The following is an 18,063-nucleotide window of genomic DNA, read 5'->3' on the forward strand; positions in this document are numbered from 1 at the left end:
TCGCCAACGATGGCGAACTACACCGCAGCCGATGTGAAGCGTCTCCGCGAACTCACCGGCTCTGGAATGCTCGATTGCAAGAAGGCACTGGAGAACAACGACGGTGACCTCGACAAGGCTGTCGAAGAATTGCGCATCAAGGGTGCCAAGGATGTCGGCAAGCGTGCTGAGCGTTCAACTGCCGAAGGCCTCGTCGCCGCCCGTGACGGCGTGATGGTCGAGATCAACTCCGAGACCGACTTCGTCGCGAAGAACGCCGAATTCCAGGCGTTGGCCGATCAGGTCGTCGATGCCGCGCTGGTCGCCAAGACCAGCGACGTCGAGGAGCTCAATGCCGCCAAGCTCGGTGACGGAACCGTCGCCGATGCCGTGGCCGCGCTGTCGGCGAAGATCGGTGAGAAGCTCGAACTGCGCCGCGTCGTCTACTACGACGGTCCGGTGGCGATCTACCTGCACAAGCGGGCATCGGATCTGCCGCCGGCCGTCGGGGTGCTGGTCTCCTACACCGGTGAGGGCGAGGCTGCGGCTGCGGCCGCACGCGGCGCGGCCATGCAGGTCGCGGCTCTCAAGGCGCGCTACGCCACTCGCGAGGAGGTGCCTGCCGACGTCGTCGACAACGAGCGACGCATTGCCGAGGAGACCGCCAAGGCCGAGGGCAAGCCGGAGAAGGCGCTGCCCAAGATCGTCGAAGGCCGCGTCAACGGCTTCTACAAGGATGTCGTGCTCATCGACCAGCCGTCGGTGCAGGACTCCAAGAAGACCGTCAAAGCGCTTCTCGACGAAGCCGGAGTGGCAGTCAAGGGCTTCACGCGCTTCGAGGTCGGCCAGGCCTGAGCGCCCGTCCCACCCGATATCTGACACCCACGACCCCGTTCCACCCGCAATCGGGTGGGACGGGGTCGTGGTGTGTGTGCCGGGCGCGTCCCGGGCGTCGGGGCAGCACCCTCGCATGGGTATCGGCGGACACGCCCTAAGATGTTGCGAGAAGGCAGGCAGGCGCCCCGATCGGTTCCCGGTGGCGCCGGCTCACCACCGTCGGCAAGAGCGAGGAAATAGATGAGCGAATCCTCTGACCCCACCAGGTCCGAACGAACCGGTTTCCATCGTGTGCTGCTCAAACTCGGTGGCGAGATGTTCGGCGGGGGAGAGGTCGGTCTCGATCCGGATGTGGTCGCCACGGTCGCCGACCAGATCGCCGAGGTCGTCGAATCCGGTGCGCAGGTCGCCGTCGTCATCGGCGGCGGAAACTTCTTCCGCGGGGCCGAGTTACAGCAGCGCGGCCTCGACCGGGCCCGGTCAGACTATATGGGCATGCTTGGCACCGTGATGAATTGTCTTGCGCTACAAGACTTCCTCGAAAAGCGTGGGATCTCCACACGAGTCCAGACCGCAATCACCATGGGGCAGGTCGCCGAGCCGTATCTGCCGTTACGCGCGCAGCGTCACCTCGAGAAGGGTCGGGTCGTCATCTTCGGTGCGGGCATGGGGATGCCGTACTTCTCCACTGACACGACCGCGGCGCAACGTGCGCTGGAGATCAAGGCGGAAGTGGTGCTGATGGCCAAGGCCGTCGACGGCGTCTACAGCGCCGACCCCCGAGTCGATCCCGACGCCACCCTGTTCCGGGAGATCACGCACCGTGAGGTGCTCGACCAGGAACTCAAGGTCGCCGACGCGACGGCTTTCAGTCTGTGCATGGACAACAAGATGCCGATGCTGGTGTTCAATCTGCTCGAGCGCGGCAACATCGCGCGTGCCATCGCGGGAGAACCCATCGGGACGTTGGTGAAGACCTGATCGGCCGTGCCCGCGCGTCCCGCCCGATCCGACGACCCGGCGAGCAGCACCCCGTCTCGCCACGACGAAACAGGAACCCAGAATGATCGATGACACGTTGCTCGATGCCGAGGAGAAGATGGAGAAGGCGGTGAGCGTCGCCCGTGAGGACATGGGCTCGATCCGGACCGGCCGGGCCAACCCCGCGATGTTCAGCAAGATCACCATCGACTATTACGGGGCGACCACACCGATCACCCAGGTCGCCGGCATCAACACCCCCGAACCACGACTGGTGGTGATCAAGCCCTATGAGGCCGCGATTCTCCGCGACATCGAAACCGCCATCCGTAACTCAGATCTCGGTGTCAATCCGACCAATGACGGCACCCTGATCCGGATCGCGGTGCCGCAGCTGACCGAGGAGCGCCGCAAGGACCTGGCCAAGCAGGCCAGGGGCAAGGGAGAGGACGCCAAGGTCTCGATCCGCAACATCCGGCGCAAGGCGGTCGAGGAACTCAAACGCATCCAGAAGGACGGCGAGGCCGGCGAGGACGAGGTCGTGCGTGCGGAGAAGGACCTCGACAAGGTGACCGCCACCTATGTGGCGCAGATCGACGACCTCGTCAAACACAAGGAGTCCGAGCTCCTCGAAGTGTGAGAAACCAGCACCACGGGCCGACGCGACGGAGACGACAGGCGGAAACGACAACGATGCCACACGAATCGTCGGCGCAGCCCTCGGGGAGCGAGGGAGGACACCCGAACCCCGATCCAGCCCAGACCGATCCCGCCCAGACCGATCCCGCCCAGACCGACTCGCCGCCACGGAAATCTCGGGCCGGACGGGACCTCCCGGCCGCCATCGGGGTGGGCGTCACACTCGGCGTCGGCATCATCGCGATCCTGCTGTTCGCGCCACGGGTGTGGTACATCGTCGTGGCGGTTGCTTTTGCGATCGCGACGTGGGAGGTCACCAAACGGCTGCGCGATCGCGAGTACGACGTGGCGTTCTGGCCGCTGCTGATCGGTGGACAGGCGATGATCTGGTGCAGTTGGCCGTGGGGCACCACCGGCATTCTCGTCGCGTTTGCCGCAACCGTGCTGGTGACGATGGTCTGGAAGCTGTTGGCGCAGGGCTTCGCCCACGCCCCGCAGAACTATCTGCGCAACCTCTCGGCATCGGTGTTCGTGCTGGCGTGGCTACCACTACCGGCGTCGTTCGGGGCGCTCATCGTCACCCAGGACAACGGCGCGGCCCGGGTGGCGACCCTGATGATCGTCGTCGTGTGCTCCGACGTCGGCGGTTATGCGGCCGGAGTGCTGTTCGGCAAACATCCCATGGCACCGGCCATCAGTCCGAAGAAGTCGTGGGAAGGACTGGTCGGCTCGCTGGTGGTGGGCACCGCGGGGGCGGTGGGTACCGTCACGTTCCTGCTCGACACCCAGTGGTGGATCGGAATGGTCCTGGGCCCTGTCCTGGTGGTCTGTGCAACGCTCGGCGACCTCGTCGAATCCCAGGTCAAACGCGATCTCGAGATCAAGGACATGGGTACGCTGCTGCCCGGGCACGGCGGCATCATGGACCGGCTCGACTCGCTGCTGCCGTCGGCGTTCATCGTGTGGGCGGTGCTGACGGCCTTGCTGTGACCTGGCAACGGCCAGTCGGGGCGGCCGGCTAGCGGTTCTTCTGCGTTCTCTTGAGTGCGCGGCTCAGCTGTAGGCTCCGCGCTCCGCCGATCAGTGCGGTGACCAGGGCACCGGCGACCGCGGCGATGAGCAAACTGACTCCGACCGGCAGGTTGACCGTCCAGAACACCAGGTTGATCTGCTGCGAGTTGAGGTTGAGCAGGATGAAGATCAGCAGCAGGATCAGGATGACCGCGCCGATCACCAGCCCGACGAAGGCGGCGCGGGTGCGGGTGTGCTTGACGTCACCGGCTGCCCGCTGCGGGTCACCGCGGCCCTCGTCCATCGGCGCGGGGTTGCGTGCCGGCGTGGACGAGCCGGCGACGGGATGCTCCGAGGGTGAATCCGGTGTGCTCATCCACCCATCATGACATGCGACAATCGAGAGATGACGTCATTGCCGCTCGTGTTCGACGCGCCCAAACGTGGGCGACCGCCGACACATTTCGCCGATCTTGATCCGGTGGCACGCGTCGCGGCGGTCGGTGAACTCGGCCTTCCGCGCTTTCGCGCCGACCAGCTCGCCCGTCAGTACTACGGCCGTCTGTCCGCCGATGTCGAGGAGATGACCGACCTGCCCGCCGGGGCTCGCGACAAGGTGGGTGCGGCATTGTTCCCGCAACTCCTCACGCCGGTGCGCCATATCGCCTGCGACGACGGCAGCACCCGCAAGACGCTGTGGCGGTTGCATGACGGCACTCTGCTCGAGAGTGTGCTGATGCGCTATCCCGATCGCAACACGCTGTGCATCTCCAGTCAGGCGGGATGCGGGATGGCATGTCCGTTCTGTGCGACCGGGCAGGGCGGTCTGGACCGCAACCTGTCCACGGGTGAGATCGTCGACCAGGTCCGGGCGGCCGCGCGAGCACTGCGCGATGGTGAGTTCGGAGACGCGGGCCGCCTTTCGAATGTCGTGTTCATGGGCATGGGGGAGCCGCTGGCCAACTACAAACGAGTCGTTTCGGCAGTTCGGCAGATCACCGCGCCCGCTCCCGGCGGATTGGGCATCTCGGCGCGCTCGGTGACGGTCTCGACGGTCGGGCTGGCGCCCGCGATCCGCCGGCTCGCCGACGAGAATCTCTCGGTCACCTTGGCTGTGTCGCTTCACACCCCTGACGACGAGTTGCGCGACACGCTGGTGCCGGTGAACAACCGGTGGTCGGTCACCGAGGTTCTCGACGCGGCCCGCTACTACGCCGACTCGACGGGGCGCCGGGTGTCCATCGAGTATGCGCTGATCCGTGATGTCAACGATCAGCCCTGGCGTGCCGACATGCTCGCGCAGAAGCTGCGCCGGGCGCTCGGTTCGTTGGTGCACGTGAATCTGATTCCGCTGAATCCGACGCCCGGATCGGAATGGGACGCAAGTCCCAAGGACGTCGAGCGCGAATTCGTGCGGCGGGTCCGCGCGCAAGGCGTGTCGTGCACGGTGCGCGACACCCGCGGTCAGGAGATCGCCGCGGCGTGCGGTCAACTCGCCGCAGAGGAGACGGGCGCAGGGGAGACGGGCGCAGAAGAGACGGGCGCAGAAGAGACGGGCGCAGAAGAGACGGGCGCAGGGGAGACCGGCGCAGAGCGCTGAACCGCGGGGTCGTCCTACGAGCGAGCCCCGGCGTGAACGAATCGCGCCGGGGCTCTCGAGGCAAAATGCCTGTCGAGGTCAGTACCTGTCGAGGTCGGTGGGTTGTGCGTTCAACTCCACTTTTTCTTCGTGAGCATGCCGCGCAGCAGGATCACGGCGACGAAGATTGCGGCCGCGATGAGCCAGATGTCTTCGACGTGGCCCTTCTGGTTGCCGTACATCATCGCGAGCAGCAGGAGGACGCAGACCCATCCGGCGATGTAGAACGTGCGGCTCGCCACACCGTGCCAGCCGAAGCGCGCCGAGGGCGCGTCGGCGGGTTCGTGCACCCATCCGGTGTCGACTTCGTCGCTGTGCTCCACGTCGGTGCTTGCCACGCTGACTCCTCGCTGCGGACGCCAGAAAGTCTCTGACGGTCGGTAGTAGTTCTTTGGAGAGCATAGCGGGCGCCTGGTGGTGCTGTCTCACTCCCCATGGTGTGTGCCGCCGGGCGGCCGCTGCACATCGGTGCGATACTGCGGCAATGCATGTGCCGACTCGGTCGCTTGCCGACTATCGAACTGAATTCTATCCGCGCGACATGGTGGGATATGGTGCGGCGCCGCCGGATCCGCGGTGGCCGTCGGGTGCGAAGATCGCCGTGCAGTTCGTCCTCAACTACGAGGAGGGCAGCGAGAACAACGTCCTGGAGAACGACCGCGGGAGCGAGACGTTCCTCTCCGAGATGATCGGTGCCCAGTCGTTCCCCAACCGGCACATGAGCATGGAGTCGCTCTACGAATACGGTTCGCGGGCCGGGGTCTGGCGGATCCTGCGGGCCTTCGAACGCAGAGGTCTGCCGTTGACCATTTTCGCGGTCGCCCAGGCCATGGCCCGCAATCCGGAGGTCGCCGCGGCTTTCGTCGAACGCGGTGACGAGATCGCCTGCCACGGGTATCGGTGGCTGAGCTATCAGATGGTCGACGAGCACGTGGAACGCGAACACATGCGAGCAGGTATCGATCTGCTCACCGAGATCACCGGTACGCGCCCACTGGGCTGGTACACGGGGCGCGATTCACCGAACACGCGGTCGCTGGTCGTCGAGCAGGGCGGCTTCGTCTATGACTCCGACAGCTACGCCGACGATCTGCCGTACTGGGTGAAGGTGCCGCGGTCGGTCGATGGTGCGGCCTCCGAGGTCGACCACCTGGTGGTGCCCTACACCCTGGACACCAACGACATGCGGTTTGCCTCTCCTGGCGGATTCCCTTCTGGTGAACAGTTTTTCGCGCATCTGCGAGACGCGTTCGACGTTCTGTACCGGGAGGGTGTCGAGGGCGCCCCGAAGATGTTGTCGGTCGGGCTGCACTGCCGGCTGACGGGCCGGCCGGCTCGCTTGGCGAGCCTGGAACGGTTTCTCGATCACATCGGCAAGCACGACGACGTGTGGGTTGCGCGGCGTATCGACATCGCCGAGCACTGGCGCAGGGTTCACCCGGCGCCGGGAGCGTAGCGAGCGGGCCGAATGGGGCCGGCGCCGGGAGCGTAGCGAGCGGGCCGAATGGGGCCGGCGCCGGGAGCGTAGCGAGCGGGCCGGGTATTGCCGGCGCCGGGAGCGTAGCGAGCGGGTTGCGCTTCTTGGCTGCGGCGATGGGCGACAATGGTCGGCGTGACGACGCGTGTGCTGATTCTCGGTTCGACCGGCTCGATCGGGGTACAGGCCCTTGAGGTGATCTCGGAGCATCCGGAGCTGTTCTCGGTGGTCGGGTTGGGCGCTGGCGGCGGCAATCCGGGGTTGCTGGTCCGCCAGGCTCGTGAGTTCGATGTTCCGGCAGCTCGGGTGGCCGTCGCCGACGCGTCGGCGGCCGACAAGGTCGCAGGCGAACTCGACGACGGGGTGCTGGGCGGACCGGAGGCGATGTGCCGGCTGGTCGAGTCCGTCGAGTCCGATGTGGTGCTGAACGCGGTCGTCGGTTCGATCGGCCTGCGCCCGAGCCTGGCCGCGCTTGCGTCCGGCGCACGTTTGGCGCTGGCGAACAAGGAGTCCCTGGTGGCCGGGGGTGCGTTGGTGCTGCGCGCGGCGGCGCCCGGGCAGCTCGTGCCGGTCGATTCGGAGCATTCGGCGATTGCTCAGTGCCTGCGGGGTGGCAGTGCCGACGAGGTCGACCGGCTGGTGCTGACCGCGTCGGGCGGACCGTTTCGGGGGTGGAGTGCGGCGCAGCTCGAAGCGGTGACCCCCGAGCAGGCGGGTCACCATCCGACGTGGTCGATGGGTCCGGTGATCACGTTGAATTCGGCGACTTTGGTGAACAAGGCGCTCGAGGTGATCGAGGCACATCTGCTGTTCGACGTGCCCTACGACCGCATCGACGTGACGGTGCATCCGCAGTCGATCGTGCACTCGATGGTCACCTTCGTCGACGGCGCCACCATCGCGAAGGCGTCACCGCCGTCGATGAAGTTGCCGATCGCCTTGGCGCTCGGCTGGCCGCATCGGGTGCCGGGCGCGTCGCGGGCGTGCGATTTCTCCACCGCGTCGTCGTGGACATTCGAGCCGGTCGACCACACGGTCTTTCCGGCGATCGAACTCGCGCGCCGTGCAGGCGTGGCCGGCGGCAGCCTGACCGCGGTGTACAACGCCGCAAACGAGGCCGCCGCCGAGGGATTCTTCGGCGGTGCGATCGCGTTCCCACGGATCGTCGAGATCATCGGTCGTGTGCTCGACGACGCAGATCAGTGGCATGGGCCCCCGGGTACTGTGGAGGAGATCCTCGCCGCGGACGCGTGGGCGCGTGCGCGTGCCACCGAGCTGGTGGGCGCGCTGCAGCGATGACCTACGCTGCGGTCCCGCGGGGATGAGCACGTGGGTGCGGTGAGTGTGATCCGCGCAGCGGTGAGGGAAACGGAGAATCGGAGAAGTGGTTTTCGCGATCGGCGTCGTGCTGTTCGCCCTGTCACTGTTGGCGTCGATCGCCTGGCACGAGTGCGGGCACATGTGGGCGGCGCAGGCGACCGGCATGAAGGTGCGTCGCTATTTCGTCGGCTTCGGACCGACATTGTGGTCGACTCGTCGGGGTGAGACCGAATACGGGGTGAAGCTGCTGCCGTTCGGTGGATTCTGCGACATCGCGGGGATGACGCCGCATGAGGAGCTCGCCGCCGACGAGCTGGATCGGGCGATGTACCGGCAGAAGGCGTGGAAAAGGCTGGTGGTGCTGTTCGCCGGTCCGGCCCAGAACTTCATCCTGGGCTTCCTGCTGATCGTCGTCGCCGGCCTGGTCTGGGGTCTGCCCGATCTGTCGCCGCCGGCCGCCGGCACCACCGTCGCCGAGATCTCCTGCGTGAATCCGTCGATCGCGGTGGCCGCCGACGACACGGCGAAGCCGGCCCCGTGCTCGGGAGCCGGTCCGGCGCAGGCCGCCGGGCTGCGCGATGGTGACCAGATCGTCGCGGTCGACGGGGTGGCTGTCACGACGGCGTCGGATCTGACACCGCGAGTCCAGAAGAGCACCGGCCCGGTCGAGCTGACGGTGCGGCGTGACGGCCACGAGTTCAACGCGACCATGACGCCGCAGCCGGTGACCATCACCACCACCGACCAGTCCGGCGTCAAGAAGTCCGAGACCATCAATCGGGTCGGGATCACGTTCGAGCAGCCGCCGCTGTGGAAGCACTACAACGCGTTGACGGTGCTGCCCGGGTCGGCGGTCTTCACTGGCGAACTGGCACATCAGACGTGGAACGCCCTGGTCTCGATGCCCACCAAGGTGCACAACCTGTGGATTGCGGTCACCGGTGGTGAACGCTCGGCCGACACGCCCGTCAGCGTCTACGGGGCCAGCGTGCTCGGCGGGCAGGCCGCCGAACGTGGGCTCTGGGACACTTTCCTGTTGCTGCTGATCAGCATCAACTTCTTTCTCGGCCTGTTCAATCTCGTTCCGCTATTACCCTTGGATGGTGGGCATATGGCCATCGTCGGGTACGAGAAGGGACGCGACACCGTGCGTCGATGGTTCGGCCGGGCCGCCGGCGGGCCGATCGACTACTACAAACTGCTACCCGTCACGTACGCGGTGGTGATCGTCATGGCCGGGTTCATGGTGCTGACGTTGACTGCCGACATCGTCAACCCGATCAAGATCCCGAATTGATGGCCATGCCCGACGCCGCCCAACTGTGGCGCACAACCGCTTACGAGCTACAACTCGACACCCGAAATTCCGCAGGAGAACGAGATGTCCGCACCTGACCCGACGCTGATCGGCCTCGGCATGCCCGCGGCCCCACTTCCGGTGCTCGCACCGCGCCGCACCACCCGACAGATCCAGGTCGGCTCGGTCGGTGTGGGCAGCGACCACCCGATCTCGGTCCAGTCGATGACGACCACGAAGACCCATGACATCAATGCGACGCTCCAGCAGATCGCGGAGCTCACCGCATCGGGGTGTGACATCGTCCGTGTCGCCTGCCCCCGGCAGGAGGACGCCGACGCGCTGCCGATCATCGCCAAGAAATCGAAGATCCCGGTGATCGCCGACATCCACTTCCAGCCCAAGTACATTTTCGCCGCGATCGACGCCGGGTGTGCCGCGGTGCGCGTCAACCCCGGCAACATCAAGGAATTCGACGGCCGCGTCAAGGAGGTCGCCAAGGCCGCCGGCGACGCCGGCATCCCCATCCGCATCGGTGTCAACGCCGGTTCCCTGGATAGGCGGCTGCTGGAGAAGTACGGCAAGGCCACCCCCGAGGCGCTGGTGGAGTCGGCGCTGTGGGAGGCCGGCTTGTTCGAGGAGCACGGCTTCGGCGACATCAAGATCTCGGTCAAACACAATGATCCGGTCATCATGGTCGAGGCGTATCGGCAACTCGCCGCGCAGTGTGACTACCCGTTGCATCTCGGTGTCACCGAGGCCGGACCGGCTTTCCAGGGCACCATCAAATCGGCGGTGGCATTCGGCGCACTGCTCTCGGAAGGTATCGGCGACACCATCCGGGTGTCGTTGTCGGCGCCACCGGCCGAGGAGATCAAGGTCGGCGATCAGATCCTGCAGTCGCTGAATCTGCGACCCCGCAAGCTCGAGATCGTGTCGTGCCCGTCATGTGGCCGCGCCCAGGTCGACGTCTACAAGCTGGCCGACGCGGTCACAGCCGGCCTCGAGGGCATGGAGGTCCCGTTGCGCGTGGCCGTCATGGGCTGTGTGGTCAATGGGCCAGGGGAGGCCCGCGAGGCCGACCTCGGCGTCGCCTCGGGCAACGGCAGAGGCCAGATCTTCGTCAAGGGCGAAGTCATCAAGACGGTACCGGAGGCCGAGATCGTGGAGACCTTGATCGAGGAAGCGCTGCGGATTGCCGGGGAATCGGGAGACACTGGAGAGGGCGCGACTGCGGGTCCGCCCATCGTGACCGTCTCCTGAGGTCACACGGCCCGAGCACACGGACGAAGGAGCATCGCGGTGCTGAAGCTGCTGGGCGAGAAGCCGCTCGGGGCGCGGGATGCACCCGCGGTGGGTCGGGTCCTGGGTTCCGACCCGGTGCCCATGTGCATGGTCGCCGCCCGTTTCGAGTCCCACGGGATCGAACCGCGCATGCTCGGCGGGGAGATGTGGAGTGCGGGCAGCCCGGAGACGTCGCTGTGTTTCTCCGGTGCCAACCTGATCCCGTTGCGGGGGTCGGTCGCCGACATGGAGTACTTCGCCGACCGGGCCACCGCCGGGGCGCGGGTGTGCTCGTCGGTTGTCGGTGACGCCGACCTGACGATGGCGCTGTGGGACCGGATCAACCCCGTCTGGGGGCCGGCGCGTGAGGTCCGCCCGGTGCAGCCGCTGATGGTTCTGCAGGGGCCGCCGGCCGTCGATCCCGACCCGCAGGTGCGTCTGGTGACCCCGGACGACCTCGACGCGTATCTGCCCGCGGCCGTAGACATGTTCATCGGTGAGGTCGGTGTGGATCCGTGCGCCGGCGACGGCGGTCGTTCGTATCGCCGACGGCTGGCGTCGCTGGTCGCGGCACGGCGGGTGTTCGCCCGATTCGAGCACGGCGAGGTGGTGTTCAAGGCCGAGATCGGATCGATGTCGCGCGCCGTCGGCCAGATACAGGGTGTCTGGGTCGACCCGCGGGTGCGCGGGCGCGGGTACGGCGCGGCCGGAACCGCCGCGGTGGCTGCGGCGGTCACCTCGCTCGGCCGCATCCCGAGCTTGTATGTCAACAGTTTCAACTTGGCGGCGCAGGCCGCTTATCGTCGGATCGGTTTCACCCAGGTCGGCACTTTCGCCACCATCCTGATCGATTGACGCGCCCGATACCGGCGTCGTGCCGAGATCCTCGGCGATCATGCCGCGTGGCAACCGTATTCGGCGTCCTGGCCGTCCTAGGATCGGCAGTCGATGAACGTCTCGATGCGCCGCGCCGCCGGCCTGGTGGCCGTGTTGGTCAGCGCTACCCTCGCACTGGGTGCGGTGAGTGGGTGCGCGTCGGGCGACGACGGCCCACGTCAGGCGGTACAGGCATTCCTGGACGCATATGGGCACGGTGACGCAGCCAAGGCCGCAGAAATGACCGACAATCCGCAAACCGCGGAGAAGGTGCTGCGCTCGGCGTGGAACGGCCTGTCCGCCGAGTCGGTGTCGGCACGGACCGGCAAGGCGTCGATCGATCAGGACACCGCCGACATCGACGTCACCTACTCGTGGCGCTTGCCGGGGGCGCGGCAGTGGGGCTATGACGGCACCGTCAAGGCTGTCCGCTCTGATTCCCGCGGCTGGCAGGTGCGCTGGACCAGCACCGATATTCATCCCAAACTCGGTGTCGATCAACGTCTCTCGATGCGGACCACCGAGGCGCCGCGGGCAACGGTCAATGAGGCCGACGGCTCGGAGGTGATGGTCAACGGCACCGTGATCGGCATCAACTTCGATGCCAAGGCGGCCGCCGCACAGGGGTCGGTGGGCGATTCGGTGACGCGGATGGTCGATGTTCTGCGGCCACTGCACCCCGATCTCGATCCACAACGCATCGCCGAAGAATCGACGTCATCCGGGCGGCCTTATCCGATCGCCCGTCTCTCCGAAGCCGACTTCAACCGGCTGCGCGACCAATTGGCGATTCCCGGTGTCGTGCACAACGAACAGTCCGAACTCGTTCCCACGGACGCAGGATTTGCGCCGGTTCTGCTGAACGGGGTGCGTCCGGTGGTCGAGGACGAGGTGGCCGGCCGTGCGGGCTGGCGGGTGGTGACGCTCAACCCGAATGGACTCGACGCCGACGTGCTCGCCGATCACGCCTCGTCGCCCGCCGCTGCGGTCCCGCTGAGCCTGTCGCGTCAGGTCCAGGATGCCGCACAGCGAGCGGTCAACGCCGGCAATACTTTTCAGGTCGCAATGGTGGTGATCCAGCCATCCTCCGGTCGCATCCTGGCGGTGGCGCAGAATCCCGCCGCCGATGCGCATGGGCCGATTGCGACCACCGGTCTCTATCCGCCGGGTTCGACATTCAAGATGGTGACGGCGGCAGCGGCGTTCAATGCGGCGATGGTGCACCCGGATTCGACCGTCGGGTGTCCTGGTGAGGTCACGATCGGGCCGCGCACCATTCCGAACTACGACAGCTTTTCGCTCGGATCGGTGAGCTTGCAGCGGGCGTTCGCGCAGTCGTGCAACACCACCTTCGCCAAGCTGGCGAGCGAGATGGGGCCGTCGGATCTCGCCCATGCGGCGGCCGCCATGGGGATCGGCCGCACCTTCGACATCCCGGGCCTGCAGACCATGACCGGTTCGGTACCGATCGAAAGCGATCTCGTCGCCCGCACCGAGGACGGCTTCGGCCAGGGTAAGGATCTGGTGAGTCCGTTCGGCATGGCGCTGGTTGCCGCCACGGTCGCCAACAACGGCAAGATGCCGGTGCCGCAACTATTGCTGGACCGACCGACCACGGTGACCGGGCCGTCGGCGACCCTGAATCCCGACGTCGTCGGCCAACTGCGTCCGATGATGCGCGAGGTGGTGACCACCGGTACCGGCACTGCGATCGCCGCGCAGGGCGAGGTGTTCGGCAAGACCGGCGAGGCGGAATTCGACGGCGGTTCGCATGCCTGGTTCGCGGGGTACCGGGGCGATCTGGCGTTCGCGACGCTGGTGGTGAGCGGCGGGGATTCCAACAATGCCGTCGGTGTGACCCGCGACTTCTTCTCGTTCCTGCCCGCAGGTTTCGGGGTCTGAGTCGGTTTGGGGCCAAGAGCCGCCGGCATCGTCGGGCCGGCCGGGGCAGTGCACCTGCTATTTCCGGACGGGCATCACTATCAGCCGGCCATCGCGTTCGAAGATGTCCACGGGATGGTCGTAGGTCTGCGAGAGCAATTCGCTCGTCAGCACCTCGCGCGTCGGCCCGAAGGCGAGCAGCCGCCCGTCCGTCATCAGCGCGACCCGATCGGCATACGCCGCGGCCAAGCTCAGATCATGGACCACGAGCAGTATCGCGGAGCCGGAATCACGGAGTTCGCACAGGATCTGCAGAACCTGCTCCTGATGGCGGATGTCGAGCGCGGCGGTCGGTTCGTCGAGCATCATCACCGGCGTGTGTTGCGCCAGCGCCCGGGCCAGTGACACCCGCGCCTGCTGTCCGCCGGATAGTTGTGAAAACGGCTGGTGCACAATGGCATCGAGATCGCAGCGGGCGATGGCGTCGGCGATCAGGGCCGGCGACCGGGCCGCCTGCGGGGAGCGCAGCCACGGATAGCGGCCCATCTCGACGACCTCGCCGACGGTGAACGGGGTGTCCACCCGATTGTGCTGGGTCACCACCGAACGTCGTCGCGCCAGCTCCCGATGCGAGATGCGGGCGACGTCTCGCCCGTCGACGACGACCGCTCCGCTCTGTGGCGCCCGAGCACCCGACAATGCCGACAAGAGCGTGGACTTGCCACATCCGTTGGGGCCGACGAGCGCGACGAGCTCGCCGGGTGCCACGTCGAGCGATACGTGGTCGACGACGTCGCGGCCGCCGAGGTTCACGACGACGTCGTGCGCGTGGATACCCGTGCGGGTACCGGAATCCGGTTCGGTCATCGTCACCACCCGGCACCGGCGTGCCGACTGCGGCGGAGCAGCACGAAGAAGGCGGGCCCGCCGACCAGTGAGGTGAACACGCCCAGCGGGAGGTCGGCGCCGCCGAGGACGGTGCGTGCGGCGAGGTCGGCCACCCCCAACACCAGCGCGCCGCCGATTACGCTCGCCGGCAACAGGATCGCATGGCGTGGTCCCACGATCAGCCGCATCACGTGCGGCACGACCAATCCGACGAACATCACGATGCCGGCGAAGGCAACGGCAGCCGCGGTGAGGATCGCCACCAGCACGATCACCTGCCGGCGCACGGTCTCGACGTCGACACCCAGAGAAGCGGCCTGGACCTCACCCAGGGCCAATAGATCGAGCTTGTGTACCAACAACATCGCCGCGGCCACCCCGGCCACCACCAGCGGCAGCGTCACCCACACCGCATTCCAGTTCGCCCCCGCCAGGGAACCCAATTGCCAGAACACGATCTGTTCGCGCGCAGCAGTGGTGGCGGTGAAGGTCAGGTACGCGATGATGCCGAGGGCGAACGCATTGACCGCGATTCCGGTGAGTACCAACATGATCGCCGACGACGAACCGTCGCGCAGTGACAGCACATAGACGGCGGCGGTCGTGATCAGGGCGGCGACGAACGCCGCGCCGGCCAGCGCCCAGCCGTTGACGCCGACCCCGCCGATCACGATCATCAGGCACGCACCGACTGCCGAGCCCGACGAGACGCCGATCACGCCGGGCTCGGCCAGTGGGTTGGCGAGCATGCCCTGCAGCAGACATCCGCCGGCGCCGAGTGCGGCACCGACGATCAGGCCCAACACGATTCGCGGGAACCGCACCACCCAGAGTGCGTGTTCACCCTGCGGGTGCGTCGGCAGCGAGCCGATGTTCAGCCCGAAGTGGTGGGCAAGGCTACCGAGCACCTGGGCCGGCGGGACCGGGATCTGGCCGATGGCCGCCGATGCGATCGCCACGACGGCGGTCGCGATCAGCAGGGTGACGATCACGACGGGTGCCGAGATCCGCCCGGATGCCGGTGTTCTGGCGCGCTGGGTGGTGGGGGAGCCGGACGCGCTCATGTGTAGATCGCGTGGCCGAGGGCGCCGAGAACCCTGCCGACATCGGGCCCGAAGGCCAGCACCTCGGACTCGTCCATCGCCACGACGCGCCGGTTGCGCCCGGCAGTGGTGTCGGCGACACCGGGTAGCGCGAGCACCCCGTCGAGCCCGCCCACCGAGTCGGCACCCTGCGTCATCACCAGGATCACGTCGGGGTTCGCACGCAACAGCGCCTCGGCGGTGACGGCGGTGAACTGTGCGCTGAATCCGGCTGCGCTGCCCGCGTCGGTGCCGCCGAGCGCGCTGATGAGGTCATCGGCCCCCGACTTCGGGCCCGCGAGCAGCACCAGTCGGGGCCCACGGATGTAGAGGAACGCGATCTTCGGATCTCCCGACGGGTCCGGGACCGCAGATCTCGCGGTGGCGATGTCGGCCTCGGTGCGGGCGACGAGCTGCTCACCTGCGGGTGTGACACCGAGGGATGCGGCGACGGCGCGGATCAGCGCTGGTGTGGCCGCGACAGTTCGCGTGGAATCGAAGCCGACCACCGCGATCCCTGACGCACGGATCGCATCCACCGCCTGCGGCGGCGTGGTGCCCGCATCGATGAGCACGACGCTCGGATCGAGCGCGAGGACCGATTCGGCATTGAGCTGGTGGCCGTTTCCGGTCACCAACGGCAACTTCGCCGCCGAGGGAAAGGTGGTCGATTGATCCCGTCCCACCACCCGGGTCCCGAGGCCGAGGGAGAACACGATGTTGCCGAGGGTGCCGTTGCGGTCGACGGCGATGATCCGGCCGGCGTCGGTGACGGTGACCTTGCCACCCGCCGCCGAGTCGACGGTCGTCGGCAGCGTGACCGCCGGATTCGAGGTGATCGGCACCACGTCGGGGTCGGGCAGGGTCGCGGTCTGCGGACCATCGCGCAGGTGTGCGGCGGAGTCCGACGCCGGGGACTGCGCGATCGGCGCGGTGCTGCATGCGGTGACCGCAGCCAGAAGCGCCAACGTGGATAGCGCCAATGCGACGAGGCGCCGATGGTTGCGCCGTGGTGGTCGGTCGACCTGTCGCCGTCGTTGCACCGATACCTCCGTCTCGACTCGCATTGCCAAGCCTCACCTTAGTCATGTCGAGATGGTGCGGATGTCCGCGGTGGCCCCGGTCCGGGCACGCCTTATGGTGGATGACATGACTGTGCGTGCCCCACTGCGTCCCGGAAAGCTCTCGCCGATCCGGGAGGTCCCCCCGTCCATCGAGCGGCCGGAGTACGTGTGGAAGCCGACGGTCGACGAGGGCCACGAGCCGTGGGTGCAGACCCCGGAGGTCATCGAGAAGGTCCGAGTTGCGAGCAAGATCGCCGCCAATGCGCTGGCCGAGGCGGGCAAGGCGGTCGCGCCGGGCGTGACGACCGATGAACTCGATCGCATCGCGCACGAGTACATGATCGATCACGGTGCCTACCCGTCGACGTTGGGCTACAAGGACTTTCCCAAGTCGTGCTGCACCTCGCTGAATGAGGTGATCTGTCATGGCATCCCCGATTCCACGGTCATCGCCGACGGCGACATCGTGAACATCGACGTCACCGCCTACATCGACGGCGCACACGGCGACACCAACGCGACCTTTCTGGCCGGTGAGGTGTCACAGGAGGCGCGGGACCTCGTCGAGCGCACCCGCATCGCCACCGAGCGCGCCATCAAGGCCGTCAAACCCGGCCGTGAACTCAACGTGATCGGTCGCGTCATCGAGTCCTATGCGAACCGTTTCGGGTACACGGTGGTGCGCGACTTCACCGGCCACGGCATCGGCGAGACCTTTCACAACGGTCTGGTCGTGCTGCACTACGACCAGCCGAATGTGGACACCATCATCGAACCGGGGATGGTGTTCACGATCGAGCCGATGATCAATCTCGGCGGGCTGCCGTGGGAGATGTGGGACGACGGCTGGACGGTGGTCACCGTCGACAAGAGGTGGACCGCCCAGTTCGAGCACACGCTGGTGGTGACGGCCGACGGCGCGGAGATCCTCACCATCCCCGACATCTGAGGCGACTACGCGCTGCGGGCCCCGCCCTCGACGTGGATCGTCTCGCCGGAGACGAAGCCGGCGGTGAGCAGCCACTGCACGGCGTCGACGATGTCGTCCACCGCGCCGACGCGACCGGCCGGAATGCCGTCGGCGACCCCGGCGAAGAAGGCGTCACGGTCTGCGGCGGACATCTCGTCCCAGGTCCCCGAGTCGATGATGCCGGGGGAGACCGCGTTCACGCGCAGCGGTGCGAGTTCGCGCGCGAGGTGACTGACGGCAAAGGCGACCGCACCGTTGGTGATGCCCATGATCGCGAAGCCCGGTGCCGGCTTCCACGCGGCGACGCCGGAGAACAGCACGATCGACCCACCCGGCGGCATCGACGGCGCGAAATGCTTCGCGAGCAGCAACGGTCCGATCACCTTGGCCTCGAATGCCGTGACGGTCGCGTCGTGGTCGAGGTCGGTCACCGCCACGTTGTGATGAGCGGCGGCCGTCGACACGATGTGGTCGACGGCGCCGGTCGCCGCCGCGGCCGTGGCGATCGACTTCTCGTCGGTGACGTCGATCGTGATCGCCCGGCCGTTGCGCAGTTGCGCCGCGGCTCGCTCGGCTGCCTGCCGATCGCGTGCGCCGACGATCACCGATGCGCCGTTCGCGTCCGCGCGGCGGGCAATGGCCAGGCCGAGGTTCTTGGCACCACCGACCACCAGGACGGTCTTGCCCGACAACGATTCACTCATGAGATGTTCCTTTGCGTTCGCGGTCGATCAGGTACCGGCCGACGTTCTTCCTGCCGGGCGTTGTCCAGAGTATTGCCGCGACATCGGAGTTCCGGCCCGACCGGTCGGGCCACCGGCCGCGGGCGCCGATAGGG

General features: G+C 67.1%; 17 protein-coding genes and 1 pseudogene. 12 read left to right on the forward strand and 6 right to left on the reverse strand.

From position 1 onward, the window contains the following. Nucleotides 1-9: 9 nt before the first annotated feature. From tsf to ACPXB3_RS00945, 4 genes are all read left to right on the forward strand, one after another. Complete coding sequence (tsf, locus tag ACPXB3_RS00930; RefSeq protein WP_425703226.1) at nt 10-834, forward strand: translation elongation factor Ts; 825 nt, start codon at nt 10-12, stop codon at nt 832-834. 222 nt (nt 835-1,056) lie between these two features. Then, nucleotides 1,057-1,797, forward strand: a complete 741-nt coding sequence (gene pyrH / locus ACPXB3_RS00935; RefSeq protein ID WP_425703228.1) for a UMP kinase — start codon at nt 1,057-1,059, stop codon at nt 1,795-1,797. An 82-nt stretch (nt 1,798-1,879) separates the two neighbouring features. Further along, nucleotides 1,880-2,437, forward strand: coding sequence for a ribosome recycling factor (gene frr, locus ACPXB3_RS00940; RefSeq protein WP_425703230.1), 558 nt, complete (start codon nt 1,880-1,882; stop codon nt 2,435-2,437). Between the two features lie 53 nt (nt 2,438-2,490). Next, a complete protein-coding gene (locus ACPXB3_RS00945) occupies nt 2,491-3,426 on the forward strand; it encodes a phosphatidate cytidylyltransferase (RefSeq protein WP_425703232.1) in 936 nt (311 codons plus the stop codon). 28 nt (nt 3,427-3,454) lie between these two features. On the opposite strand, the gene ACPXB3_RS00950 is transcribed toward ACPXB3_RS00945, so the two are convergent. Continuing rightward, entirely contained in the window at nt 3,455-3,823 is a 369-nt protein-coding gene (locus ACPXB3_RS00950) for a LapA family protein (protein ID WP_425725989.1), read from the reverse strand. 30 nt (nt 3,824-3,853) lie between these two features. Between ACPXB3_RS00950 and rlmN the strand changes: the two are divergent. Further along, a pseudogene (rlmN, locus tag ACPXB3_RS00955) lies at nt 3,854-4,954 on the forward strand (23S rRNA (adenine(2503)-C(2))-methyltransferase RlmN); the annotation flags it as partial. 203 nt (nt 4,955-5,157) lie between these two features. Here the strand turns inward: rlmN and ACPXB3_RS00960 are convergent. Further along, nucleotides 5,158-5,424 (reverse strand): DUF2631 domain-containing protein, encoded by a 267-nt coding sequence (locus ACPXB3_RS00960; protein WP_425703236.1) that lies wholly within the window; start codon nt 5,422-5,424, stop codon nt 5,158-5,160. A gap of 146 nt (nt 5,425-5,570) precedes the next feature. On the opposite strand from ACPXB3_RS00960, the gene puuE reads away from it, so the two are divergent. From puuE to ACPXB3_RS00990, 6 genes are all read left to right on the forward strand, one after another. Then, a complete protein-coding gene (puuE, locus tag ACPXB3_RS00965) occupies nt 5,571-6,542 on the forward strand; it encodes an allantoinase PuuE (protein WP_425703238.1) in 972 nt (323 codons plus the stop codon). Nucleotides 6,543-6,689: 147 nt separating this feature from the next. Further along, complete coding sequence (gene dxr / locus ACPXB3_RS00970) at nt 6,690-7,862, forward strand: 1-deoxy-D-xylulose-5-phosphate reductoisomerase (protein WP_425725991.1); 1,173 nt, start codon at nt 6,690-6,692, stop codon at nt 7,860-7,862. 85 nt (nt 7,863-7,947) lie between these two features. Then, nucleotides 7,948-9,180, forward strand: coding sequence for a M50 family metallopeptidase (locus ACPXB3_RS00975; RefSeq protein ID WP_425703242.1), 1,233 nt, complete (start codon nt 7,948-7,950; stop codon nt 9,178-9,180). 84 nt (nt 9,181-9,264) lie between these two features. Continuing rightward, the gene (gene ispG / locus ACPXB3_RS00980) at nt 9,265-10,443 is read left to right on the forward strand and encodes a flavodoxin-dependent (E)-4-hydroxy-3-methylbut-2-enyl-diphosphate synthase (RefSeq protein WP_425703244.1); all 1,179 of its coding nucleotides are present in this window, start codon (nt 9,265-9,267) and stop codon (nt 10,441-10,443) included. Between the two features lie 39 nt (nt 10,444-10,482). Then, nucleotides 10,483-11,319, forward strand: a complete 837-nt coding sequence (locus tag ACPXB3_RS00985) for a GNAT family N-acetyltransferase (RefSeq protein WP_425703246.1) — start codon at nt 10,483-10,485, stop codon at nt 11,317-11,319. 93 nt (nt 11,320-11,412) lie between these two features. Further along, on the forward strand, nt 11,413-13,242 hold the full coding sequence (locus tag ACPXB3_RS00990) for a penicillin-binding transpeptidase domain-containing protein (protein ID WP_425703248.1): 1,830 nt from the start codon (nt 11,413-11,415) through the stop codon (nt 13,240-13,242). A 57-nt stretch (nt 13,243-13,299) separates the two neighbouring features. Here the strand turns inward: ACPXB3_RS00990 and ACPXB3_RS00995 are convergent, their stop codons facing one another. Genes ACPXB3_RS00995 through ACPXB3_RS01005 form a run of 3 tightly spaced genes read right to left on the reverse strand, consistent with a single transcriptional unit; the run spans nt 13,300 to nt 16,258 of the window. After that, nucleotides 13,300-14,088 (reverse strand): heme ABC transporter ATP-binding protein, encoded by a 789-nt coding sequence (locus ACPXB3_RS00995; RefSeq protein ID WP_425725993.1) that lies wholly within the window; start codon nt 14,086-14,088, stop codon nt 13,300-13,302. Between the two features lie 2 nt (nt 14,089-14,090). Next, nucleotides 14,091-15,173, reverse strand: coding sequence for a FecCD family ABC transporter permease (locus ACPXB3_RS01000; RefSeq protein ID WP_425703251.1), 1,083 nt, complete (start codon nt 15,171-15,173; stop codon nt 14,091-14,093). Beyond that, nucleotides 15,170-16,258: a heme/hemin ABC transporter substrate-binding protein gene (locus ACPXB3_RS01005; protein ID WP_425725995.1), complete on the reverse strand. Its 1,089-nt coding sequence runs from the start codon at nt 16,256-16,258 to the stop codon at nt 15,170-15,172. Before ACPXB3_RS01005 ends, ACPXB3_RS01000 begins: the two co-directional genes overlap by 4 nt. 82 nt (nt 16,259-16,340) lie before the next feature. Between ACPXB3_RS01005 and map the strand changes: the two genes are divergently transcribed. Beyond that, nucleotides 16,341-17,204, forward strand: a complete 864-nt coding sequence (gene map, locus ACPXB3_RS01010) for a type I methionyl aminopeptidase (RefSeq protein ID WP_425703255.1) — start codon at nt 16,341-16,343, stop codon at nt 17,202-17,204. Nucleotides 17,205-17,209: 5 nt separating this feature from the next. On the opposite strand, the gene ACPXB3_RS01015 is transcribed toward map, so the two are convergent. Beyond that, on the reverse strand, nt 17,210-17,929 hold the full coding sequence (locus ACPXB3_RS01015) for an SDR family oxidoreductase (protein WP_425703257.1): 720 nt from the start codon (nt 17,927-17,929) through the stop codon (nt 17,210-17,212). Nucleotides 17,930-18,063 lie beyond the last annotated feature (134 nt).

The sequence above is a fragment of the Gordonia sp. DT219 genome (genome assembly GCF_049847065.1).
Taxonomy (GTDB): domain Bacteria; phylum Actinomycetota; class Actinomycetes; order Mycobacteriales; family Mycobacteriaceae; genus Gordonia.